This window comes from Sporomusa sp. (assembly GCF_035561155.1).
Lineage (GTDB): Bacteria > Bacillota > Negativicutes > Sporomusales > Sporomusaceae > Sporomusa.
Map to the genome: position 1 here is coordinate 22753 of NZ_DATMYD010000011.1, position 23500 is coordinate 46252.

Here is a 23500-nt window from a genome sequence, read left to right on the forward strand (position 1 = left end):
CTCACTCCCCACAAGATTTTCTTATTACAATTTCGGGCTGTAATATTACCTTTTGTTTTCCGAATTGAGGATTATTAATTTCGTGAATCAGGATTTCCGCTGCCTTAGCCCCTAGGGTATGCTTCCGCTGGTGTACCGTAGTTAGCGGTATCGGCAGCATCGATCCCTGTTCAATATCATCATAACCAGCAACACCAATATCTTCAGGAATTCTAATCCCCTTTAAGTAACAGTACTTTAACACACCCAGCGCCACCACGTCATTTATGGCAAATATGGCGTCAACATTTTGTTCGATCAATTTTGGTGCCAGATTGAAACCATCTTCGAAGCGAGCATCACTATACACTAAAATACCTTTATCAATATCCATGCCGTGTTCCCGTAAAACATCCAGGTAGCCTGTCAGGCGGCCATTACTAGCAGAAGAATTCTCATCTCCCAGGATTACGCCGATCCTACGGTAACCTTGCTTTATCATATGGGTAACAATCTTCCGTGCCCCCGCGTAGTTATCGTTGGTAATAAAACTCACATCTAAATCATTCACATAATTGTCGATCAGCACAAGTGGTATGTCATGATTAAGCAAGAAGCTATAGTCATCTTTTTTAGGCTTAATTGGAATAAGAATAATACCGTCAACCCTTTTCTCCGAAAGAAACTGTGTATACATCTTTTCATTAGCCTTGTTACGGTCACTATTGCACAGAATTAGTCCATACCCAACCTTTTCTAAAAAAGCACTGACACCTTTGCTGATATAAGCATAATACTGATTCGTTATATCTGGAATAATCAGACCAATCATATTCGTTTTCTTGAGAATCAGGCTTCTCGCCGCTGAGTTTGGTCTATAGCCCCGTTTCTCACATACCGCTAGTATATAATCACGAGTTTTCTCCGAAATCCCTTTGTTATTATTCAAAGCCCGGGAAACGGTCGTTAAAGACACATTACATTCTTGTGCAATATCTTTAATGCCTAACATTATCAAGTACTCCAGCATTCATAATTTTTCTTACATCTCCACATCATTAGCAAGAATTCCCCGCTTGTTTTTGATGCCGGCGACAATACTTCCTGTCAGAATCATCAGGGCGATAATCAACAACACACAAGCCATTGGCCGACTGGTAAACCCTAACATACTGCCATCGAAGTAGATCAAAGATTGCACCAGCGAATTCTCGATCATTTTTCCTAAAACAAAGGTCAGCACGATCGGCGCCATCGGAATATCGATTTTTTTCATGATATAGCCGATAATTCCAAATATAATCATGATCCAGACGTCCCAAATTCTATTGCCGGTACAATAGGCGCCGACAACGGAAATAATGACAATTCCAGGATACATTATCGATGGTGAAATGGTGGCTACTCTCCCCCACATCCCCGCCATTGGCAAATTCATAATCAATAATATTAAGTTGCCGACAAACATACTGGCAATAACTGCCCAGACAAAGTTGGCATTGTTTTGAAAGAGTGTCGGCCCCGGCGTTAAACCATGCATGATAAACGCGCCAAACAGGATAGCAATCGTGGGCGAACTGGGAATACCGATTGTAAACAACGGAATAAGTGCTCCACCACAATAGGAATTATTAGCAGTCTCAGGCCCCGCGACCCCTTCAATAGCCCCTTTACCAAAACGCGAAGGGTCTTTCGCCAGCTTTTTCTCAATGGAATATGACAATATCGCTGGTATAACCGAATTGGAACCAGGTATCAGCCCAATAGCAAAACCAAGGCCAGTGGCGCGGGCAATTGCCTTTAAGGTCGGAGCCCACTCCTCTCTGTTTGGCAAAAGCTTCCCAACTTTCGGGATTTTATCAGTATGGAGGGCTGTTTCCATTCCTATCATGACCTCTGAGATACCGAACAAGCCCATCGATATTACGACAAAATCGAATCCTTCCATCAAGTTAGCTTCGCCGAAGGTAAAGCGCACCACTCCAGATAAGGGGTCCATCCCTACCATTGATAGACTCAACCCGATCAGGGTGGCAATCAGTCCGCGGACTAAAGACTTCCCCATCAAACCAATCACCATTACCAGTCCAAGTACCATCAGTGCAAAGAACTCGGGAGGCCCGAATTGCAATGCCATCTCGGCCAGAGGGGGACCAATAAATACCAGCCCTAGCATAGAAACCGTCCCGCCAATAAATGAACCTATTCCTGCTATACCGAGCGCAGTTCCGGCTCTCCCCTGCTTGGCCATCGGATAACCATCAAAACAAGTGGCAACTGAGGCTGCTTCCCCCGGGGTATTAATCAAAACCGAAGTCACAGTTCCGCCATACATTGCACCATAATAAATACCAGATAACATAATAATTGCCGGAATCGCATCCATAGAGAACGTAATCGGCAACAAAAGAGCAATACCTGTTGTCGGTCCCAGACCTGGCAATATACCGACTAGCATCCCAATCGTAACACCAAGCAGACAATAGAATAAATTCCAGCCTGTCAGTGCCGTCTCAAAGCCATGAAACAAAGGCATAAATATGTCCACTACCGAACCTCCTTACCACCCATACTCGTTAACAGGTAATGGAACCCCCAAAAGTATCTGGAAGATTATAAAGATCGAGAAAGCAACTATAATAGCGGTTGGCAAGGCATAATACCATTTATACTTCAGAACTGTCATGATGAATACCAATAGGCTGCCTGATAGAGTAAAGCCTACATATTCAACAACTAGCGCAAAAAAGCACAAGCCTCCGAGCATTGATACAATATCTATTAAGGTATCGCCGCGAGGAAATATCTCGCCAATAGAAATCACTTCGCCCTTAATCGAATCCCATAAATAACACAGGGTAACGATAACTAAAGTCCCGCTCAGCCATAATGGCAGAAAGCCCGGGCCTGGGCCAAGCTGGTTATAGTAATCAAGAGAAAGCGATTGGAACAACAATGTCAATGAATACGCCAACAGAACTATACTTGTCCAAACACCGGCGTTTGTCAGCACACTTATCACCCTCCAGCAGATAACAGCATTTATTTCTAATAATTACAACAGGGACGAAGCTTTCCCTTACCTGACTTCGTCCCCTACAAGCCGGTTATTACTGTTTTTTGTTAACGACTTCGACAATAGGTGCCAGGACTTTCATATCTTGTTCAACCATACTTTTGAAATCCGCAGGGTTTTTATAGGCAATACCCAGTTGTGATTTATTCATAAATTCAATAAATTTCGGATCTGTTACAGCTTTAGCAAGGGCATCCTCTAAAACCTTGACTACTTCGTCCGGGGTTTGTGGCGGTACAGCTATACCCCGATAAGTGCCACAGATGACATCCAGACCCTTTTCTTTGAATGTAGGGACATCCTTTAATCCTTCAAACCGCTTCTCAGCCATAACTGCCAGCGGACGCAACTTGCCATTTTCTATCTGTGCCTTTACTTCGCCGGGATTATATATACCAAAATCAGCTCTGCCTCCCAGTATCTCCGTCATGGCCGGTGCTGCCCCTTGGAAAGGCACTGTTTTAAAATTGACGCCAGCAGTCTGAGCAAACTGAATGCCGTAGAAATTAGGAGTTGACGCAGCAGCAAAACTTAGTTTGCCTGGATTGGCTTTCATTGCCGCAATCAAATCTTCAATCGTTTTATACTCGGAGTTAGATGACACCACAACTAATTCCGGATCAACATTAACATTACTTACATATTTAAAATCCAGTGTTTTAAAGGGGGCCTGCCCCAGCATGGGAAGAATCGCGACTTCGCGGGTAACCATTGTTATACTGTAACCGTCTGCCTTAGCATGCAGGCCCTCATTCATGCCAACAGCGCCGGCACCACCTGTTTTATTAATTACAACAACATCTTGTTTCAGGACATTTTTTAATGCCTCAGCCAATGCCCGTCCGACAGCATCCGTACCGCCGCCGGCGGCATATGGCACAATCAGTTCAATGGCCTTTGTCGGGTATTTAACCGCTTGCTGCTGCTTGGAGACCTCCGATTTATTCCCACAGCCTGTAATAATTAGGGACATGACCAACAATACAGCTAATAATAAGGAACCCGTTTTTCTCATTATTACACCTCACATCATTACTTTGGATAATACTCTACCTTAGAAAAAAACTTAAAATTGCGAAACTTTACCCCGTAATAACCGTACTTGTTAGAGCAGCAAATCACCCCCTGCAAATTCATCTCCATAACTGTTTTTATTAACGTTAACGTTTTCGTTTCATTTCTATTTTAATGGGAAATATATGCAATAGTCAATAGAATTTTCTAAATATTTACGCTAAATTACCCTATATTATTTATCTTTAAAGTCTTATTTTCATATTTATCCGCTGTTTTTACTGCGTATTATCATCGTTAACGTTTTCTTAATTTTTTTTAAAGTTAGCAAGAGATCTACCCGTAACTTACCAAACACACAATGAAGGACACCGCAAGTTTTGCGGTGTCCTTCATTGTGTGTCTCACTATTTAGCTTCTTTATTCTCTTCAGAACCATCAGTAGGTTGTTTAAGCAAACCTTTAATTATTTGCTCAAGATCAACCCCTGAGACATTTTTCAACATTTCAGGTGCGGTTGCCATCAATGAGGTCACATATTTACTAACCCGAACAGCACCATCGCCATCTCCGGCATCAACAATCGTAAGTTTATCAATAGACTTAAGCGGCTCTGCGATTTTGCCAGCCAGTTCGGGCAACATCTTTATAATGATATCCAGTACTGCCGCCTCGCCGAATTTTTCGAATGCTTCCGCTAATTTCTCTTTTGCTTCCGCCTCTGCCAAACCCTTTAACCGAACAATATCAGCTTCAGCAGTACCTTTGGCTCGCTCGGCATCAGCAATGGCCAAGCCCTCCAGGCGCTTCTGCTCGGCATTTGCTTTTGCTTCAGCCTCAATGCGATATTGGAGAGCGTCCGCTTCTCGCATCTGCCTTGCTTTAGCAGCTTCAGCCGCTTGCTCAACCGCATAGCGGTCTGCATCTGCCTTCTTTTTCACATCGGCATCAAACTGCTTCTCTCTGCGCAGAATTTCCTTTTCCTGCACATCGATTTCCCGCTCTTTACGAACAATCTCAATCTTCATCTGCTCTTGTGTTACCATCTGCTCTGATTTGGCTTTTTGTATATTATAAGCCTGGTCTGCTTCGGCTTTGGCTGTATCCTGTTCTCGTTTAAACGCCGCAATTTTGAGTTCTTTCTCTTTTGTAGCCTCTGCAACATTTGTGTCGCGTAATAGCTCTGCTTTTTGTCCTTCTTCTTCCGCCTGAGCCTTTTTGATCCGGGAGTCTCTTACTGCTTCGGCTTCAGCAATATCAGCATCTCTTTTCACTGCCGCGATCCGGGGTTTACCAAGCGCTTCGAGATACCCCTGCTTATCACGTACATCCTTTATCGTAAAAGATACAATTTGCAGGCCCATCTTTTTCAAGTCCCGTGCGGCCACACCCTGAACCTCTTGAGCAAACTTATCCCGGTTACGATACACCTCTTCTACGGTCATCGTTCCTAAGATAGCCCGCAGGTGCCCTTCTAATACCTCCTGGGCCTCCCCTTGGACGGCTTCTGTGGGTTTACCCATAAACTGCTCAGCAGCGGTTGCTACGTCTTCAATCGAACTTCCAACTTTAATAATTGCTACCCCGTCTGCCATTACCGGAACCCCTTGCTCGGTATAGACCTCAGGCGTAGAAACATCTAGCTTATGAGAAAGTAGCGATAACGTGGCTGCTTGTTGAAAAATTGGCAGGATGAATGCACCGCCACCTCTTACAATCTTAATTTTCCGTCCTGAATCGTCAGTAAGAACATCTCCCCCCACCAAAAATGAACCGGTAACAATCATTGCTTCATCCGGTCCTACAGTCTTGTATCGCGCCCAAAAAGCTAATCCCAAAACAACAAACACGATCAATACAAGTACAGGAATAGTTAAAAAAGCTGCGGTCATACTGTTCCTCCTCCACCCTGTTCATTATTGCGACATACATATAAAACGCCTTCTCTAATTTCTGCTACTACGACCCGCGTGCCGGCAGGAAGTTCTACCTTATCATGACTTGCTGCAGTCTGATTTGTATTTCCTGCACCGATCCTAATCAACACCTCACCAAAACCACCGGCAGGTATGAGCACTATCACTTCTCCCGTTTTCCCGATGAGATCTGTTATAAAAAAACCGGACGAATTTTCACAGTTCCTCATTGGTTTAACGTATACGAAATATACCAGGACAGACAGTACAATAGCTGCAAATAAAGAAAGCATAATCACCTCAGAGCCCGTAAGTTCCGTATACCCTGTCAGTAACACGCCGGCTCCGCCAAAGCTGGTTATCCCCCCTACAACAACCATAGATTGTAACCACGCTAAGTGATCAAAAGAGAACTCCGGGGAGACGCTCAGTGCACTGTGTAAAACGTCTCCGAATAACAGAGTTACTACCGCGAAAATTACGCCAAAGATCAGACAGCCCCAATATATCTCCAGCATACACTCCTTCCTTTCGTACTAAAATTCATGAGGTTATTTAAAGATCAGCTTAAACTAACCTAAAACTACTATATGATTTCTTCCAAAAAAGTAGCAATCCTCCAGCAAAGCGATAATATTTCCAATTATACGTTTTTTCCGGGGGTGAACCCCAGCCACTCTGTCGTACCTGTTATAAAGTAGACTTAGCTTCAGGTGGGGTTTTAACCCCATCTGAAGGTTAGTCGCCCTTATCCAGGGACTTAGCCGCTCGCCTGTGCCCTTTGGGTATAACTCCCACTTGTAAAAGATGGGAGTCTTAGAGCGGGTTGTCATCGGATAAACAGACAATCTGGTTTCTTCCGGCTGCCTTAGCTTTGTACAGCGCTTCATCAGCCCGTTGAAACAGCTTCTCAGCATTATCATCATATCTTAACTCGGCTAAACCGAAACTGGCAGTCACTGTTACTGTCAGATTAGGGGCAGGTACAAACTCTTCAGCCTGGATCCTTTCCCGAATACGGTCTGCAATCCCAATGGCAGCAGCACAATTGATATTAGGCAGCAAAACAACAAACTCTTCTCCACCATACCGAAAAGCCGGCTGAGATTTTTCCAGAATAGTGAGCAGTATGTTACCAAGCCGAATCAGCACTTGATCTCCTTGCCAATGACCATAATTATCGTTATATGTTTTGAAGTGATCAATATCAATCACCATAAGTGTTAATAGCCCACCACCCGCTACTTCCCGCCCCAGTAGCTCTGTTAAGTGCCGTTTATTATACAAACCAGTCAGTTCATCAGTAAGGCTTAAATCCCGATAGTATTGCATGTTCTTCGTTAATGTCGCTTCTTTTAAGCGTAAGGTTTTAAATCTGTCCGATAAAGCAAAAGAAAGCAATATCGATTCACAGGCTGTTGCCACCAATAGATAATTGACAGCAGAAAATGTATCCGGTATGTAAGCAGCCAGAACCCATACTACAATACCTATCGAGAGCACTCCCCAGGCAAGCAGATAATAACGAGCCGGCCGAAAACCCTGACGCAAACGAAAAACAGCCAACACCATGATCACCAGCGGTCCTACCAGGCCCAAGCCGTGGGCAATTTGGTTAGCCCAAATATTATAGCCACAAACACCTAATATCCCCTGCAGCAGAGCCGTTGCCACCAGTACTGCCATCAGCTTATTCCAAAGGGTATTTTTACTGCCAACCTGTAGAAAATGATGGGTGAAGTAAATCGACGAGATAAATGCCGCAGCTAACCATACCCAAAAAATCGCATTATATAGTTCATAGGAGATATCCAGCCACAGCCTCAGATAGCCATGCACCTGAAACTGATAAAGCAACATGAAGCCAATATATAAAACATAAAACAAATAGGCCTTATCTCGCAAAACGAAAAATATAAAAAGATTAAAAAGCAGCATGGCCAGGAGAATACCATAGAAAATACCAAAACCGATATTTTTCAAAAAAGCCTCGGTGATGAAAGCATTCGCCCGCCATAGTACAACAGGTAGCCGCAAAGCCGAACTACTTTCAAGCCGAAGATACAAAAACTGGTTTTGCCGGTATTGATCCGGAATAGAGAATACCCAGGTATTATCCAAAACATCTCGGTTCGCTGCAGGTCTACTTACTCCCACAGCTTTTGTAAGATAATGCAAATCTGAAGCTGCATTATTATCGGCAACGGGTATAAATATGTCGATCTTGTCAATATTCGGATTCTTAAACTGTAATAATTGACTGGCAGTCATCGCCTGTGGATCATTGGGCGGCAGTTGAAAGCGTATCCAGTATACTGATTTTGTAATACCTAGCGAAATCACCTCATGGGGATACTGCTTAAATCGATTAGCAAAGCTAGGTGAGCTTATAGTATCAAAACTATATTCACCACCTGCATCCTCAACAAATTCAAAGTCAGTTATGGAGTGTATGTTATGTTCAGACTTTTGCCCCGCATATACGATATTAAATAACCCATTAGAAATAATTGACGTCAAAAGTGTCACCAAAACTATTAAGCAGGCCTTCTTTGTCATTTACAATATCGCCAACCCGATTTCTGCATTTACTAATAACCATTATTTACATAGTATTTTTATTAACATTCGGTATGGAAATGTGTATTCCTTTTCATCCGAATATAAAGAAAACACGGCTTGCGCCGAGCCTTTGGCGAAAGCGGAAAAGCCGCCTGTGCCCTTTGGGTAATGTTGCCCTTATCCAGCAGAAAGTTATACTTTCTGTCAGGAAAATAAAAGACCAGGGAGTAACGCCCTGGTCTTAGAGAGAACTATTTTATTCTTCGACAGAAATTGCTTTGGAACCTTCCCATAAACCATGGATGTTGCAATATGCTTCAGCAACAAAAGTACCGGGAGCATTGAGTTTAACTACGGCTTTAGCAACTGGCTCGGTGTAAACAGGGCCCTTGTTAGCACCGTCAGTTGATTCTCCGTGAGCGGTAAATTCAAAAGCGGCAACTTCATAAGCAAATTTAGCATTATCAGGTTTAAAGAAAAGTTTTATCCAGCGAATATGATGTTCAGTCGTATTGGGATGGGCAATTTCTTTACCAACACATACTTCAACTGTAACTTTTTCTCCAGCTTTCACTTTGTCAGGTGCTTCGATAACTGGCACATGCTTTTCAGCTTTCCAATCAGCACTTTGTACTAAATCAGCAAGTTTCATTAACTATTCCCCCTCAGATGTTTAGTATAAATTACCAACAGCTTTAGAAATAATTATTCTCCATAAAAATTAAAATTCCTTTTGAGGACTATAATTTTTTTGCAAAAATTTTCTGCGACTAGTATTCTGCGATTTTTATTTAAATATTCGCACCCGCAAGCTCTTTAATAGTTGTGGTTCAATGCCTTCCCATTCAGGAGGACGCAGTATATCCACAGGATAAAGCACTAATGAGGTATCACATTCATATACTGCATCAAATGCCTGCATAGCAGCAATCGCGTTTGAAGCACGGTTAATATTGCCAACTTTCTCTTTGGAGATTCGTGCAGCTATAACGCAGTCGTCGCTAAACTCACTATTCACTATACCTGCAGTATATGCCTCCTCAAAAGATGGTATGTTCGCCAAAATTGTGGATACGATCTGGAGCATGATCGCCGCACATAATTCAAAATACTGTTTGTTAAATACCCGGGTGTCTTTATCTTGATACTGAATACGGCCTGACGGAAGCATTTCGCAGGTCTGGCGGGGAATGACTGATTTGGGTGGCAACCACACTCTGACTAACGGGATATTCACATGAAAATCAATGTCTACTTCAACAACTATCGGTAATTTTAGTTGATTTAGGGCATCATCCAATCTTGACCTTACAGCGCTGGCTTCACCTGCAAGCAATTTTTCAATAATCGTTATTCGGGAATTTTCCTGTTCTTCATGACGTTTTTTGGCTTCCTCGTATTCTACCCGCTCTTGCTCATTGCGTCGGAAAATTTCCTCCTCTGCATCCTGTTCAGCCCTCGTCATCGCGTCATCCCGATCTTTATTAGTAAAGTATAACGATACTGCAGCAGCAACTCCGAGCGCTGCCGTAATGAGGAGAACTACGGGGCTAAAAAGGATGACTAATGCGCCAAGCAAGAAAACTATCGCAGCAATCCTGGCAGCAATTGGATAGAAATATTCAGCCTCAACTTTAGTTTTAGCCTGGCCAATAAGGTGGCTGTAGTCTGTTAGTTTGAGCTCACCAAACTCTTCCCTGACAAGCAGGGCTTGATAATCTGCAGGCTCATAGCTGAATTTGCTGACTGAGGCCAACTTAAGTTCATAATCCTGATGCTGAACAAATTCTTTACGCCAGCGTTCAAACTGTTCTTCACCCTTAAAATACCGGACTTCAGCCCGGTCTCCGGAAGTGCCTTCCCTACCCCGCCCGCCGCTAGGAGGCTTTTTCTCAGACATAGAATAACCTCCCTATTTACGAATTGTTATCCTGATGGTTTTACGCGCTACTACGTAACAAAAAGCAAGCACCCCGCCTAACGTGAAGAAAAAGGCAATTGGCTTTACCATCATAATCTCTGAACTACCAATCAGACTGAATAAAAGCGCTGCCATATAGGCCAGAAATAGTTCGCCATAGCGCGGACTGGTGGCGCGCGGCGCAATAATCAGCCACACTAAAAATCCCATTAGAATAATGTTGCTATTTTTCATAAACTCCATTACTGAAGGTTCACCTGCCTACATCAAGAATAGCTTTACTATTCGCTGTAACACAGTTTTTTTCCTGCATAGCCGAAATAAGCAGTAACTCTAATTAGAACATACACTCCTTTTTATGAGTAAAAGGGCATATATTTCATCTCCTAAATTGTTAACGGTTGTAACATTATGTTTTAGAAATTCATATGCTGAAGTAGAGACAGATATATAAAAATTTCATCATTTTCCCTAAGGTAAATAAAGGAGGTTATTGATATTTATGGAAACTAAATATCCGCATTGGTATGGTCCGGAAGACAAAATGTGCTGCGACTATCCGGATAAAGACATGATGTGTTGTGACGATCAATACATGGACGACTCCATGTCCTACAAAATGTACCGGGATAACTTTAAAGACCGCTTGCTTTGCTTTTTAGGCGACGAAGTTCTCATCGGTACTGATGCCTTGATCGACCGCAAAGGCTCTACTTTCTGCGGTACAATCTGCTACGTAGGTTGCGACTACATTATCGTTAATAGCAAATTCTGCCGTCGCTGTATTTCACTGCATATACCAATTAAAATGATTCGTTTCATCGCTCCTTTTAAAGGCCATCGGTAATTCTCTAACGCCTTGGCAGAGGAGATGATACACCATGAAAAAACCCTTCATTCGCCGGCTGTTAGCCGTTGACCCGGCGCACATGATTACATTGCACCAGGAAGCCATAGAACAGCTTGAGCTTATGCGCACAGCTGTCGAAGCATCTGAACAGGCAAGTGACGGCATACGTGATACACTTAATAATATGGCAGAGACTCACTGGGAAGAATATTTGGACGTAATCCACATGATATGTATGCACGATGAAAATTTAGCCGCAGTCATGAAAAAACATGGTTTTAAAATGAACGACAACGAGCCGGCAGATGCCGAACGGCAGTTTTACGGCAGCCGCCTGCTACTTCTATCGCTCCTCTTAGGGCTTATTCGGCGGCATCGCCGTTTTGCCTACTTCTATGGCTTAAAAACAAATCCGATGGGCGACTATATCAAGGAATCTATTGCTATGGAAAGGGAAAATGTGGCAGGCATGATTGGCATGGTACAAAATATGATATAAGACTTCCATTAATGCAAGGGAGGCAACTGCCTCCTTTATTTTTTTAAAGGATTTTAATCTGGATAATACGAATACTATTTCACAGCAATTAAGTATTTTAAGGAGTCGTTATGCCCGATTTTTCAGTACCGTCAACCTGCCCTACCCTGCCGGTAAAAGAGTTCTTACGTCGTCAGGCCGGAATATCACTGACCTTATGGCGTAAGATAAAATACAACGGAACACTCAAGATAAACGCCCTCCCAGCAGCTGTACACGACTTGGTTTATCCAGGTGACACAATTTCTGTCACCTGGCCGGAAGATTCAACAATCACTGCGGAAAACTTGCCGCTTGCTATTGCCTATGAAGATGAATGGCTCTTAGCCGCTGACAAGCCTGCCGGTATGCTGGTACACCCGGCAGCCGGAAAACAGTCAGGCACCTTGGCAAATGCGGTCATGCATTATTATCGACTGCAAAATTACTCCTGCGGTTTCCATCCCGTTAACAGGCTTGACCGCAATACCTCAGGTTTAGTACTTATCGCCAAACGGCCTGACATTCAGCATTGGCTGAATCAAAACCAACAGCAATTATCAAAAACATACCTGGCCATCGCATCAGGCATACCTCATCCTGACAAGGATATCATTGACGCTCCCATTGGCCGGAAGCCTGGAAGCATAATTGAACGCGAGGTTAGTCTAGACGGCCAGCAGGCAATCACCCATTATCGCGTACTTACAACCTTTAACAATATCAGTTTGCTTGAGATTATACTAGAAACCGGACGTACCCACCAGATACGGGTGCATCTAAGCCATATCGGCTGCCCACTACTAGGTGATGACTTGTACGGTGGTCCAACAAATTTAATTCATCGCCAGGCATTGCATGCTGCTAAGCTCAGCTTACCCCATCCAATTACGAAAAAGAATATCGATATTACCAGCCCACTTCCCGGTGACTTGACAGATCTTTTAAGCCAACTTGGCGATTAGGCTACAAATATGCTATAATGTATGGGAAATATGCTATAATATATCTGGTTCCCAGGAAAAACATAGGAGGGATTTCATTTGTCATTAGTCACTTCGAAAGAGATGTTTAAAAAAGCGTATGAAGGACAGTACGCTGTTGGAGCGTTTAACGTTAATAACATGGAGATTATCCAGGGTATTGTTGACGCTGCCAAGGAAGAACAGGCCCCGCTTATCCTCCAGGTATCTGCCGGCGCCCGTAAATATGCTAAGCATATCTACTTAATAAAGCTGGTTGAAGCCGCCATCGAAGATTCAGGCCTGCCTATTTGCTTACATCTTGACCATGGTGAGGATTTTGAAATCTGTAAATCTTGCATTGACGGCGGCTTTACTTCTGTCATGATTGACGGCTCAAAACTACCGTTTGAGGAAAATATTGCACTTACTAAAAAAGTAGTCGAATACGCCCATGAACGCGGTGTTGTTGTGGAAGCTGAGCTTGGCCGGTTGGCTGGCATCGAGGACGCCGTCAACGTCAGCACCAAAGACGCTACATATACTGATCCTGATCAAGCCGTTGAGTTTGTTGAGCGTACCAGTGTAGATTCATTGGCTATTGCCATCGGCACCAGCCACGGCGCTTATAAATTTAAAGGCGATTGTAATCTTGATTTTGACCGCTTGGCAACGATCTCAAAGCTTCTGCCTAATTTCCCACTGGTGTTGCACGGTGCCTCTACTGTGCTGCCTGAATTTGTGGAAAAGTGCAATAATTATGGTGGTCAGATAAAAGGAGCACAAGGTGTGCCTGAGGATATGCTGCTTAGGGCCGGTAAACTGGGAGTATGCAAAATTAATATTGATACCGATCTCCGTCTGGCTATGACAGCATCCATCAGAGAGCATTTGTCCAAGAATCCGTCCGACTTCGACCCTCGTCAATACCTCAAACCTGCCCGTGAAGCCATCACAGGCATGGTCAAGCACAAAATCCGTAATGTCTTAAACTGTAGCGGCCGCCTGAAGTAGGCTAGCATATAATTTCTATAATGGGAAAAATTAATGACAAATCCATTATAGAAAGGGGTCTTATCATGCACACTAATAATGTGAATTTTGCTGCTTTATCTACAGAAGAGCTTGATACCATTGAAAAGTTTGAGAAAGAGTTTGCTGCTAAACACGGCAGTAAAGTTTTTCTTCTCGCGTTTAACAAAGATAAGTAACAAAAAAGCCGCCGCGGTTACGCACGTTGTACGCACGTAACCAGCCGCGGCTTATTTTTTTATAGAAACTTTTCCGGCTGCCTACAGAAATCTTCGAAGGTATCATTTGTGAAGAAAATATTGGTTCCCAAAAAACGCGAATAACGTTTTTTTTCTTCTGCAATCTTTTCCTGCTTTTTACCCGGATAATTGTTAATTACTGTTATGCGTAGACGATCAGTACGATTAGTCTGAATTCGTTTTATCAGGTATTTTATATGCATATCAGCATCAGGAAACGAATATCCGCAGAAAATAAGGTGACCGGTGTCACGAAGACTTGTTTCGGTTTTGTGCCAAACAATGTTCAAAAAACTGTTTGACATATCTTTAAAAAAAGTCGGAGGTACAATCACAGGAGTTTTTATTGACTGGCAATTTGCGCATACCGCTTGTGATGGATCGGTTAGCAACCGAAGAATTCCCTGTTGGTAGTTAATTAACTTTAAAGCATTACAAGTCGGGCAATAGGACCAATTAAGCGAGCCATGCACTTTATAAAGGTTTACAATAGGCTTGCTCTGAGTCTGTGAAAAAGCCGGACTTATATAATTGGTGAAGTCCACGCCGTAATCTACAGCAATATCGTCTCTAGAAGCCAAGGCTTGATCGATTAATACATCATAATTAGTGGATACAAACACCATGTCAGTCAGATAGCCAAGTTCGCCCAAGCGTTCCACTAAAACGCGATGAAGGCCCTTTACTACTGACGTCTTATCTTCCAGTACCTCAGCCATTAACAGCACCAGGTACTGCCTAATAAAACCAATTCTATTACTGCTTTTAGCAAGGTTTTCCAGATCGAAATCTTTAAATGACTGACGCTTGCGAACAGCTAAATCTAAGAGTCCAATCGCTTCTTCAAAGGTCGGAAAATTGATCGCGTCCAGATCATCATGAAGCACATCAATAAAAAACATTTGTTTAAAATAGGCGCAAAGTTCGCTTACCCGCTTCATGTCGCTGTAATTATTCTCGGCCCGGAGTGCTTTAAAATATTTCTTGAAGAGCATGCTTTGTACCGGCGCGCCCTCAGCCGCCGAAGCGCCGCCGCCTAAAAAAATTGTTGTTTTTATCATACAGAATTTTATTCTCTCCGCTATACACAGGAGTATGCAAAAAAAAGCGTCCACCTGACGATGGACGCAAGTTATGCCGCTTGTTCATCACCGTTCAAAAGGACCCTGAACTCAGCCCCGGAAATAAACTCTTTAGCGAGTAGTGTGTCTACCGTTAGGGTAAATGCTGTCTGATGATTAGTAAGCACTGTTCTTACCTGGCATTCAATCTGTTTAATAATGCCGGTAATTGTATTGTGCAGCAGTTCTTTGGGCACATCCTCAGGAGATACAATACCGAGCTCAGACATACCACCAAATACTATTTGTTTAGCCAAATCGGTAGCCTGCTTAAAGTCGTTGGATGCACCTGTACTGCGTGCGCCAAGGAACATTTCTTCGGCAATCGCGCCGGCTATAGCTACTGCGATTTTGCTGTTAATATAATCGACAGTATACAAATACATATCGTCCTGTTGCGTTTGCCGGACATACCCCAGAGCATTACCGCGCGGCACTACATTAACACTGGCTACTGAGCCTGGCAGAGTATACTCACTTAACAGCGCGTGCCCAGTCTCATGAACGGCTATCCGATTTTTTTCCTGTGAGCTCGGAATCCGATCAAGCTTCTCCCCCATGATTACCTTTTCTACAGCACTGCGTAAATGCTGGGCAGTAATCGTTCCGGAACTTTCCCTGAAAGCTAGAATAGCCGCTTCGTTGGCTACACTTTCTAGGTGAGCGCCGGAAAAGCCGAAGGTATCATTGGCCACATCAGCCAACGAAACATCGTTAGCCAACGGCTTATTGCGGGTATGCAATTGAAGAATTTTCATCCGCCCTTTTTTATCAGGTAAATCAACCTTAACCTGGCGGTCAAAACGACCTGGGCGAAGAAGTGCCGGGTCAAGAATGTCAATCCTATTGGTCGCGCCGATCACCAAGACGCGGATAGCATCATTTTCCGATATACCATCCATTTGTACCAGAAGCTCATTTAATGTCTGATCATATTCCATGTGACCGGCGTTTTGACCACGCTTGCCACCCAAAACCTCAATCTCGTCAATAAAGATGACTGCGCTTGTCTTATGATTGCGTTTTGCCATGTCGCGGGCCTGCTTAAACAGCTGACGTACCCGCTGGGCGCCAACGCCGACATACATTTCGACAAACTCGGAACCACTGGCTGCCAAAAACGCTGACCTGGTAAATTGGGCTGCCGCTTTTGCGAGCAGCGTTTTACCGGTACCAGGTGGACCATTGAGTAAGATGCCTTTGAGCGGGCGAATTCCTAAAGTCTTAATGCCTTCAACATCTTTGATAAACTCAAGAGCCTCACACAATTCACCCTTAGCCATATCCTGGCCGCCAATATCGTCAAAACTTACCAATTTTTCATCAGCCGCCCCTTTAGAAACAGTAGCAAACGATTTATTACCGGTGCGCTTGATATTGCCATAAAAGAATGCGGCCATTAAGCCAGCAAAAAAAAGCACCGGTAAAAGATCAATCCCTTGTATAGCTAAGAAAATGAGTATAGCCACTGCCATCCCAATACCAATTTCAATATAACGCATGCTATTTCACCCCCTGGCTACTGTCGTCACGTGCAACTACCACGTACATGTCGCTCGTTCCTTTGGTCATTTTCACATAAACATTTTTGGTGTCTACATAAGTCTGAGTCTCCACTCCCGCGCTGCTGGACTTAGATTCAATACGCTCAGCCATTGTTGCAAAATTACCGGTGAAAATGGCTTCTTGAATACTATAATGAATAGAATAGTAGAATTGCTCCAGTTCCGGTGTGCGGTTATCCTGGATAACAATATCATATTTCTTTCCTCCGTCCACCCGCTTTAATCCATCAGCCATCTCACCGTACACCTTCTGCAAATTCGGTACATGAGTAAGTTTTACATATATTTTAATCTTATCACTATTTTTTCCTTGTTCATTCAGACGCCCAACACTAACTGATTCAATCCCGTCAATATTTTGAAACGTTTTGTTAATTGGGTTGGCTACTGCGTATTTATTCCATAATAATTGTCCGCCAAACAAGGCAGCGAGGGTTAGCACTAGTGTCAGACAGCCAACAACCCAGTTATAGTCTTTTTGCGGCATGTCTTAATGCCCCCTTCCTCTAGAAGTATATATTTTTTGCACTCTAATGTAACACTATTAGTGGGTAAAATTATATCATGTATTATAAATATAGTATAGCGTAAAAAGAATCCAAATCAGCCAGCATTTGTGGGGATGTATCATTAGTTATCCGGTCATAATATTTATAGATCATAAATATTCGCTTAAAAAAGGAGGAGTCATATGGATAGAATTGCTCTAATCCTTGTCATTGCCGGTGCATTGAACTGGCTGCTTGTCGGTTTATTCAATTTTGATTTAGTAGCGGCCATATTTGGAGGGCAGCAGTCCTTCTTAAGCCGCGTTGTTTACAGTTTGGTCGGCTTAGCTGGCATTTACTCTGTGTCCCTCCTATTCCAGGATCGTAGCCGGGTTTAAACAATTGAAAATAAACAACAAAACCCCTGCTCTCTGGTCAGAGCAGGGGTTTTATCTATACTTACTCAGTCTACCAATTCTTTATCCTTGGTTTCAGGGATTAAGAAATATACGTTAATTGCAGCTGCGATATAAATAAATGCTAGGAGAGCCAAGGCACCGGACAATGTATACTTGGCTGCCAGCATACCGATTAGTACCGGAGCCAGACCGCCAACAGCACGTCCGGTATTAAAAATAAAGTTCTCAGCGGTTGAACGCGCGTCAGTTGAGTAGTTTTCTGAAAGCAATGCCCCATAACCTGCCATCATGCCATTACAAAAGAATCCGAGGATTGCCCCGCCAAACAAAAGGTGCACGGGGTCAGATAATCCAGAATAAATCCACACACAAACCGCAGACATAATTTGAAAAGTAATGTATGCCGGACGTCTACCCACTTTGTCAGCAACATATCCAAATACCATGATGCCAAGCATCATGCCAATTACTGTTGCTATCATCCAGGCACTGGTTTTAGTGAGGGTTAAACCATGTTTTTGCATCAAAATTGTTGGCAGCCAGACCATAATACCGTAGTAACCCATGTTTTGCACGCTTGTCATTACGGTAAGACCAAACGTGGTCGTGGAAATTCGCTTGTTAGCAAACAGGTGAAGCAAAGGAAATTTATTAGTTTGTTTATAGATTTCCAGTTCTTCTTGAGTCAGCTGCTCATTATTTTTGACTTTCTCTTTAAGCCGTTTTCTCAGTTCATTTCTGGCAACCCAAATAGGCGGCTCGGCTAAACCATACCGAGACCATGCAGCAAACACTGCAGGTAGAGCACCTACCAGAAACACTGCTCTCCATCCATACGTAGGCAATACCCAGGCGCTTACAACTGCAGCAAGCACTACACCTAATTGCCAACCGATGGCGACACCGCCGGTGACTCTGGCGCGCTTTTCTTTCGGCCAAGTCTCAGTTACCAGGGTCATGCCGATACCAAACTCACCGCCTAACCCTAGACCAGCCAAAAAGCGGTAAATGTTCAGTTCTGTCAAGTTAGAGGCAAATGCCGTTAAGCCAGTAAACACTGAAAAAATCAAGATCGTAAGCGAGAACACCTTAACTCGTCCGATGTAATCGGCCAGTATCCCAAAAGCATAGCCGCCGATAACAGCACCAAAGAGTGTTACAGTAGCCACAAACCCGCCTTCAGCTAAGGTTAGTCCAAACGTACTCATTATTGAGGCCATAACAAAGGATAGAATAAGCATATCCAATCCGTCCATTGCATACCCCATTACTGAAGCAATTAGTACCTTCCAACGATACTTGGCTGAAGTAGTATCAACCTCAGCCGGTAAGTTATCTGGCTGAACTACGCCTACACTGCCTTGGTTAGTTTTTACGTTAATTTCCATTATAACTCCCCCTGCATAAAAATTAAAAAGGCTTTCTGCCTGGAAGTGGCAGAAAGCCTTAATTGAGCTAATTGTATAGCACAAATAAGCTTAAGTAATCAAACGACGACCTTGCCAGCCTCACAGGACTGATTTAAAGGATTCCATATGTGGTTTTTCTGATTATTACACACTTTGATCAGTTTGTCAAATTTATGTCGATTAGCATAATATATTATTATCAATTTATCATTTTTTTGTCGGTTACATCGGGAAAGTTACGATGAAAGAACTCCCAATACCTGGAACGCTTTCAACTCTTATTGCCCCCCCGTGCGCCTCTGCAATCCATTTAGCAATAGATAAACCTAGCCCTGTGCCGCCTTCTTCTCTTGATCTTGCTTTGTCTATTCTATAAAAACGTTCAAAGATCAGCTGCTGCTGCTCTTTAGGAATACCAGCACCATTATCTTGCACGGTAATATTGACTGCTTGTTTCAGACCATTCACCATTTTGAGCAAGAGAATCACCGTACCGCCATCGGCTGTATATTTGATTGCATTATCAATTAGAATCAATAATAACTGCTTCATTCTTTCTTTGTCGGCATAAACATTTATGTTGTTGATGCCACTAAGTTCCAGTTTTATACCCTTTTCAATTGCTGCTGGTTGAAGAATGCGAATAACCTGCTCGCCCACATTGTATAAATTAAACTTCTCTTTGTTCATAGTGGTCACCCCGGCATCACCCCGCGCCAGGATCAATAAATCAGATACAAGTTTTGACATCCTTTTTATTTCACTCTTCATATCAGCAAGCACTTGACTTGAAAATGTCGATAGATTACTTTCATCATCGGTCTGCACCACATCCACAGAGGTCATAAGTACACTGAGTGGGGTGCGCAGTTCATGTGAGGCGTCTGCAGCAAATTCCCGCTGCCTCAAAAAAGACTGTTTAATAGGTATAATAGCTCGCCCTGCGAGTGTATGCCCAATAAAAGCCGCGATAAGAAGAAATACGATAGCGACAGCGAAAAGCATCACCATCAACTTCTTTAGCATTTGATAATATGCTGTTAAATCCTCTCCCACAAAAACTGTTCCTAAAAAATGATCCCCGTCGTAAATTTTTTTACTACACATCATTACAAAAGCGCTTTCCCCGCTAGGAAGAGAAAATATCTTTAAGCGTGCCTCTCCATCTCTTTCATTCCAGTTTTGGATGATGTCCCGCACATTTAAACGCAAGTCGCTAGCAGGTTCAGCTCGAAAAACCTGATTTCCATTTTCACCAAATACATAATAAAATATTTTTCCTTCGTTATTGTACCCTTCCTGCCCCCCTGAGTGGGGTAATACCTCTGGTTGTTTTAAAATAAGCACGTGTTCACGTGCTTCCTCTTCTGTGATTGCCTGTACATCACGCTGTTCTTCATGATAAAGTACCCAAATTAGTCCGGCATAGCTAACAATAATGAAAGTCACTAAAAACAATACCATAATACCGGAATAAAGCATAGTTAAGCGGTTACGAATATGAGCAAACATCATGGTCCTCCAATTTATAGCCTATACCTCTGATGTTTTGCAACACAATGTTCGCATCAGACCAATTAATCTTTTTCCGAAGCAATCGCACATACGCGTCCAAATTATTTGATGATATGTCTGCCTCTAAGCCCCATATCTTATCTAAGATAACCTCTCTTGGGACAACATGCCCTTTATTTTGGACAAGCAAATCAAGAAGCTGAAATTCACGGCTAGTAAGTTGTACCTCGGTTTCGCCTTGCTTAATACTGCGTGTTGAACGATGTAAAACAAGGTTGCCTAACTCCACTATGTCCTCTTGCAATTTAGCGCTACTACGCCGGGACAGAGCGCGAAGTCTAGCAAGCAGTTCTGCAAACTCAAATGGCTTTACGAGATAGTCATCGGCCCCTGTATCTAAACCCAAAACTCTGTCTTCCAGTGCATCTTTAGCAGTAAGCATTAAGATAGCTCCCTGATAACCCTGCTTACGCAGCCGGTCACACACATAAATCCCTGTTTGCTCTGGCATCATCCAGTCTAGAACCACTACATCATATGAGGAATAGGTAGCGTAATCTAACGCCATATCCCCTTGTACTACCCAATCCACCTGTATAGCTGCTTTTTCTAGCATATGCTTAATTAATCTACCAAGTTTTGTATCATCCTCGGCCAGTAACACTCGCATACACAAAACCCCTTCATTTGTTACCTAAATAATATTATATCAGTTATTTAATACTATAATAACTAAATCCCCCAGCACTCCTCAAGAGTTGAGGATTAAAATTCTCCGCTTCTTTCAGAAATGACGCTTTGTTGCTATCAGGTACGATAATCAATCTTTGATCTTGCTCAGACTGTACTGCAAAATTATCCAGTGTTTGGCTAGGCATAGTATACTTACTGGACCAACTCAACAATTCTGATTGATTTGAAGTAGACTCTGAGGACGGTTTAATTTTAATGGCTACATTCCCACTATAATATACTGCCGAAGTGCTATAAAACTGATAAAAGCCTATCTTGTATCCATGATATTCGGATACGATTTCTGCAAGGCCTTTTTCTGACCTGGTTTGAGCAATTGCGGGAAATACAAAAAATGAAAGTGCACTATAACATACTAGCTGGCATAAACAAAGTAACCCAAAAACATACCTTGTATTTTGACCTTTGGCCTGCCTCCATGTAAATAACAGTGTTATTAATAAGATGCTTATCATAGATAAAAGCGCAGAACTATTGAGATAACGGTAAGCTACAACACTATAACTAATGATGGCCAACACTGTTGGAGCCCCCACCCAGTAGACAATTAATTTAGTTTTACCTTGGGCAATCAACTTATCAAGGTAAACAGCAGTCAAAATGGCTACCGGGAAAAGTATTGGAAAAGTATAGGTTAAATACTTCGTAGCCATTAGCGAATAAAAAATGAAATAGGTTGATGCCCAGATAAAACTTAGCAGCACCAAATGAGCTTTTTTAGAAGATAATTCCTTGCACTGATCCACTACAGCCCTTATTGCCAGAAAAGACCAAGGCAGCATGCTGAGTAAAAATACTATAACATAGTAGTAGGCTACATTATCTTTTGGGTGCTCTGACACCGTTGCTCGTAAGTAGTTATGAACCCCCAGAAAGGTGTTTAAAAACTCGGAACCATAATTGATATACATAAGGGAATACCATGGTAGCGCGATAATTGAGAAGAGAAAAACACCAGATAGCAGGGACATGTTTCTAAGCTCTGATAAATTGCGTTGCAGCCCCAGAAATACGGCAGCAACCAAACCGGGTAGGAGAAGGCCGACCGGCCCTTTAGTCAGTACCGCGAAGGCAAGACTGGCATACATCGCCAAATACCATCGCTTTGTTCCGTCCATACCAGTATAGCCCAGATAGAAAAATACCAATGCGGCACTATTGAATACAAAGAACACCATATCAGTGATGACGAATTTCGCCAACAACATATATTCTAAAGAAGTCCCCATGACAAGCATGCCTATAAATGCAACCGATGGTTGAGAGACTTTGGTTAAGAACCAATAGATTAGCACCACACCTAAAGCAGCAAAAAAAGCCGGAAATAAACGCGCGGCCAGATCGGAAAAACCAAAGAACTTAAAAGCTATAGCCGTAAGCCAGTAGAAAAAAATAGGCTTGTCAAACCACACATTTCCATATATCCTGGGCGATAGCCAGTCTGAGCTTACCACCATTTCTTTTGCCGTAAGTGTATAGTTAGACTCTACAGGATCAGTAATAGGTACAAGATGGCTAAACAACAGATAAAATAAAAAAGAAGCTAAAAATATGCCCAGGCAAATATCCCGTGAGCGTAGTGTACCGATAGAGATAATACCGTTCATAATATCCTCCTGGCTAAAAGTAAACTACTGACATCTAATAAGTATATCAATGCAATCTGAAAACTAAATGAAACCGATACGTATTACAATCTCACCTGTAGCCGACATAAGTAAAGTCCCCACATAAAAACATTTAATCCCCTCCAAATAAATGCCTACTAAAATTTATACTGATAAAAGAACAAAAGCCTACGAAGTAAAAACCGCGTAAGCCTTAATTGTTCATTACTATTTATTATTCTTTGCAACATTCCCTAGCATTCCCTCAAAACTAAACAATGTAAGATTTGTGCATCTGCCAAATGTCCGCGCATCGAATTAAGATAACCTTTTAAGACGGTCGTCAGATTTCTGCAGACTGCAGACTTCCTCGATGGCATCGTCGACCTTGGAAGTAGTTCGGCTGTTACGCCGAACAGTTCTCCCTAGAAAGGAGGTGATCCAGCCGCACCTTCCGATACGGCTACCTTGTTACGACTTCACCCCAATCATCGGCCCCACCTTAGACGGCTAGTTCCATTGCTGGTTACCCCACCGGCTTCGGGTGTGACTGAC

General features: G+C 42.8%; 23 protein-coding genes and 1 rRNA gene. 6 read left to right on the plus strand and 18 right to left on the minus strand.

Annotated features, from left to right (window positions below; translation table 11 throughout):
- Window position 1 precedes the first annotated feature (1 nt).
- The 10 genes from VN447_RS02170 to VN447_RS02215 all read right to left on the minus strand — a co-directional run bounded on the left by VN447_RS02170 (window position 2) and on the right by VN447_RS02215 (window position 10711).
- On the minus strand, window positions 2–991 hold the full coding sequence (locus VN447_RS02170; RefSeq protein WP_325522346.1) for a LacI family DNA-binding transcriptional regulator: 990 nt from the start codon (window positions 989–991) through the stop codon (window positions 2–4).
- 30 nt (window positions 992–1021) lie between these two features.
- Window positions 1022–2527, minus strand: a complete 1506-nt coding sequence (locus VN447_RS02175) for a tripartite tricarboxylate transporter permease (RefSeq protein ID WP_325522348.1) — start codon at window positions 2525–2527, stop codon at window positions 1022–1024.
- 12 nt (window positions 2528–2539) lie between these two features.
- A complete protein-coding gene (locus tag VN447_RS02180; RefSeq protein WP_325522350.1) occupies window positions 2540–2992 on the minus strand; it encodes a tripartite tricarboxylate transporter TctB family protein in 453 nt (150 codons plus the stop codon).
- A 97-nt stretch (window positions 2993–3089) separates the two neighbouring features.
- Window positions 3090–4070: a tripartite tricarboxylate transporter substrate binding protein gene (locus tag VN447_RS02185; protein ID WP_325522352.1), complete on the minus strand. Its 981-nt coding sequence runs from the start codon at window positions 4068–4070 to the stop codon at window positions 3090–3092.
- Between the two features lie 406 nt (window positions 4071–4476).
- Entirely contained in the window at window positions 4477–5961 is a 1485-nt protein-coding gene (locus tag VN447_RS02190; protein ID WP_325522354.1) for a flotillin family protein, read from the minus strand.
- Window positions 5958–6503, minus strand: a complete 546-nt coding sequence (locus VN447_RS02195; protein WP_325522356.1) for a protease — start codon at window positions 6501–6503, stop codon at window positions 5958–5960. The genes VN447_RS02190 and VN447_RS02195 overlap by 4 nt, the downstream gene beginning before the upstream one ends.
- Window positions 6504–6801: 298 nt before the next feature.
- On the minus strand, window positions 6802–8544 hold the full coding sequence (locus tag VN447_RS02200; RefSeq protein WP_325522359.1) for a diguanylate cyclase: 1743 nt from the start codon (window positions 8542–8544) through the stop codon (window positions 6802–6804).
- Window positions 8545–8803: 259 nt separating this feature from the next.
- Complete coding sequence (locus VN447_RS02205) at window positions 8804–9199, minus strand: class II SORL domain-containing protein (RefSeq protein WP_325522361.1); 396 nt, start codon at window positions 9197–9199, stop codon at window positions 8804–8806.
- Window positions 9200–9334: 135 nt separating this feature from the next.
- Window positions 9335–10447 carry a hypothetical protein gene (locus tag VN447_RS02210; RefSeq protein WP_325522363.1) on the minus strand — a complete coding sequence of 371 codons (1113 nt, stop codon included), beginning with the start codon at window positions 10445–10447 and terminating at the stop codon, window positions 9335–9337.
- 12 nt (window positions 10448–10459) lie between these two features.
- On the minus strand, window positions 10460–10711 hold the full coding sequence (locus tag VN447_RS02215; RefSeq protein ID WP_325522365.1) for a hypothetical protein: 252 nt from the start codon (window positions 10709–10711) through the stop codon (window positions 10460–10462).
- A gap of 259 nt (window positions 10712–10970) precedes the next feature.
- Between VN447_RS02215 and VN447_RS02220 the strand changes: the two genes are divergently transcribed.
- The 5 genes from VN447_RS02220 (at window position 10971) to VN447_RS02240 (ending at window position 14008) form a co-directional block, all read left to right on the plus strand.
- Complete coding sequence (locus tag VN447_RS02220; RefSeq protein WP_325522367.1) at window positions 10971–11315, plus strand: hypothetical protein; 345 nt, start codon at window positions 10971–10973, stop codon at window positions 11313–11315.
- Between the two features lie 34 nt (window positions 11316–11349).
- Window positions 11350–11817 (plus strand): hypothetical protein, encoded by a 468-nt coding sequence (locus VN447_RS02225; protein WP_325522369.1) that lies wholly within the window; start codon window positions 11350–11352, stop codon window positions 11815–11817.
- A 110-nt stretch (window positions 11818–11927) separates the two neighbouring features.
- Window positions 11928–12800, plus strand: a complete 873-nt coding sequence (locus VN447_RS02230) for an RluA family pseudouridine synthase (protein ID WP_325522371.1) — start codon at window positions 11928–11930, stop codon at window positions 12798–12800.
- A gap of 78 nt (window positions 12801–12878) precedes the next feature.
- Window positions 12879–13811, plus strand: a complete 933-nt coding sequence (fba, locus tag VN447_RS02235; RefSeq protein WP_325522373.1) for a class II fructose-1,6-bisphosphate aldolase — start codon at window positions 12879–12881, stop codon at window positions 13809–13811.
- Window positions 13812–13876: 65 nt separating this feature from the next.
- Window positions 13877–14008: a hypothetical protein gene (locus VN447_RS02240; protein ID WP_325522375.1), complete on the plus strand. Its 132-nt coding sequence runs from the start codon at window positions 13877–13879 to the stop codon at window positions 14006–14008.
- A gap of 59 nt (window positions 14009–14067) precedes the next feature.
- On the opposite strand, the gene VN447_RS02245 is transcribed toward VN447_RS02240, so the two are convergent.
- The 3 genes from VN447_RS02245 to VN447_RS02255 form a co-directional block, all read right to left on the minus strand.
- Window positions 14068–15129, minus strand: a complete 1062-nt coding sequence (locus tag VN447_RS02245) for an SIR2 family protein (RefSeq protein ID WP_325522377.1) — start codon at window positions 15127–15129, stop codon at window positions 14068–14070.
- A 71-nt stretch (window positions 15130–15200) separates the two neighbouring features.
- Window positions 15201–16691, minus strand: coding sequence for an AAA family ATPase (locus VN447_RS02250; RefSeq protein WP_325522379.1), 1491 nt, complete (start codon window positions 16689–16691; stop codon window positions 15201–15203).
- 1 nt (window position 16692) lies between these two features.
- A complete protein-coding gene (locus tag VN447_RS02255; protein ID WP_325522381.1) occupies window positions 16693–17241 on the minus strand; it encodes a hypothetical protein in 549 nt (182 codons plus the stop codon).
- A 204-nt stretch (window positions 17242–17445) separates the two neighbouring features.
- Here VN447_RS02255 and VN447_RS02260 point away from each other — a divergent pair, with 204 nt between their 5' ends.
- Window positions 17446–17640, plus strand: a complete 195-nt coding sequence (locus VN447_RS02260) for a DUF378 domain-containing protein (protein ID WP_325522383.1) — start codon at window positions 17446–17448, stop codon at window positions 17638–17640.
- Window positions 17641–17705: 65 nt separating this feature from the next.
- Here VN447_RS02260 and VN447_RS02265 read toward each other — a convergent pair whose 3' ends face one another.
- The 5 genes from VN447_RS02265 to VN447_RS02285 form a co-directional block, all read right to left on the minus strand.
- Window positions 17706–19049 carry an MFS transporter gene (locus VN447_RS02265; RefSeq protein WP_325522385.1) on the minus strand — a complete coding sequence of 448 codons (1344 nt, stop codon included), beginning with the start codon at window positions 19047–19049 and terminating at the stop codon, window positions 17706–17708.
- Window positions 19050–19292: 243 nt separating this feature from the next.
- Complete coding sequence (locus VN447_RS02270; protein WP_325522387.1) at window positions 19293–20582, minus strand: HAMP domain-containing sensor histidine kinase; 1290 nt, start codon at window positions 20580–20582, stop codon at window positions 19293–19295.
- Window positions 20563–21255, minus strand: coding sequence for a response regulator transcription factor (locus VN447_RS02275; RefSeq protein WP_325522389.1), 693 nt, complete (start codon window positions 21253–21255; stop codon window positions 20563–20565). Before VN447_RS02275 ends, VN447_RS02270 begins: the two co-directional genes overlap by 20 nt.
- A 43-nt stretch (window positions 21256–21298) precedes the next feature.
- Window positions 21299–22945 carry a glycosyltransferase family 39 protein gene (locus VN447_RS02280; RefSeq protein ID WP_325522391.1) on the minus strand — a complete coding sequence of 549 codons (1647 nt, stop codon included), beginning with the start codon at window positions 22943–22945 and terminating at the stop codon, window positions 21299–21301.
- 429 nt (window positions 22946–23374) lie between these two features.
- A 16S ribosomal RNA gene (locus tag VN447_RS02285) occupies window positions 23375–23500 on the minus strand; the annotation flags it as partial.

Coding starts and splice junctions, on each gene's coding strand:
- VN447_RS02170 (WP_325522346.1), bottom strand. CDS start 991: ATGTTAGGCATTAAAGATATTGCACAAGAATGTAATGTGTCTTTAACG.
- VN447_RS02185 (WP_325522352.1), bottom strand. CDS start 4,070: ATGAGAAAAACGGGTTCCTTATTATTAGCTGTATTGTTGGTCATGTCC.
- VN447_RS02190 (WP_325522354.1), bottom strand. CDS start 5,961: ATGACCGCAGCTTTTTTAACTATTCCTGTACTTGTATTGATCGTGTTT.
- VN447_RS02195 (WP_325522356.1), bottom strand. CDS start 6,503: ATGCTGGAGATATATTGGGGCTGTCTGATCTTTGGCGTAATTTTCGCG.
- VN447_RS02200 (WP_325522359.1), bottom strand. CDS start 8,544: ATGACAAAGAAGGCCTGCTTAATAGTTTTGGTGACACTTTTGACGTCA.
- VN447_RS02205 (WP_325522361.1), bottom strand. CDS start 9,199: ATGAAACTTGCTGATTTAGTACAAAGTGCTGATTGGAAAGCTGAAAAG.
- VN447_RS02210 (WP_325522363.1), bottom strand. CDS start 10,447: ATGTCTGAGAAAAAGCCTCCTAGCGGCGGGCGGGGTAGGGAAGGCACT.
- VN447_RS02215 (WP_325522365.1), bottom strand. CDS start 10,711: ATGGAGTTTATGAAAAATAGCAACATTATTCTAATGGGATTTTTAGTG.
- VN447_RS02220 (WP_325522367.1), top strand. CDS start 10,971: ATGGAAACTAAATATCCGCATTGGTATGGTCCGGAAGACAAAATGTGC.
- VN447_RS02225 (WP_325522369.1), top strand. CDS start 11,350: ATGAAAAAACCCTTCATTCGCCGGCTGTTAGCCGTTGACCCGGCGCAC.
- VN447_RS02230 (WP_325522371.1), top strand. CDS start 11,928: ATGCCCGATTTTTCAGTACCGTCAACCTGCCCTACCCTGCCGGTAAAA.
- VN447_RS02240 (WP_325522375.1), top strand. CDS start 13,877: ATGCACACTAATAATGTGAATTTTGCTGCTTTATCTACAGAAGAGCTT.
- VN447_RS02245 (WP_325522377.1), bottom strand. CDS start 15,129: ATGATAAAAACAACAATTTTTTTAGGCGGCGGCGCTTCGGCGGCTGAG.
- VN447_RS02250 (WP_325522379.1), bottom strand. CDS start 16,691: ATGCGTTATATTGAAATTGGTATTGGGATGGCAGTGGCTATACTCATT.
- VN447_RS02255 (WP_325522381.1), bottom strand. CDS start 17,241: ATGCCGCAAAAAGACTATAACTGGGTTGTTGGCTGTCTGACACTAGTG.
- VN447_RS02260 (WP_325522383.1), top strand. CDS start 17,446: ATGGATAGAATTGCTCTAATCCTTGTCATTGCCGGTGCATTGAACTGG.
- VN447_RS02265 (WP_325522385.1), bottom strand. CDS start 19,049: ATGGAAATTAACGTAAAAACTAACCAAGGCAGTGTAGGCGTAGTTCAG.
- VN447_RS02270 (WP_325522387.1), bottom strand. CDS start 20,582: ATGTTTGCTCATATTCGTAACCGCTTAACTATGCTTTATTCCGGTATT.
- VN447_RS02275 (WP_325522389.1), bottom strand. CDS start 21,255: ATGCGAGTGTTACTGGCCGAGGATGATACAAAACTTGGTAGATTAATT.
- VN447_RS02280 (WP_325522391.1), bottom strand. CDS start 22,945: ATGAACGGTATTATCTCTATCGGTACACTACGCTCACGGGATATTTGC.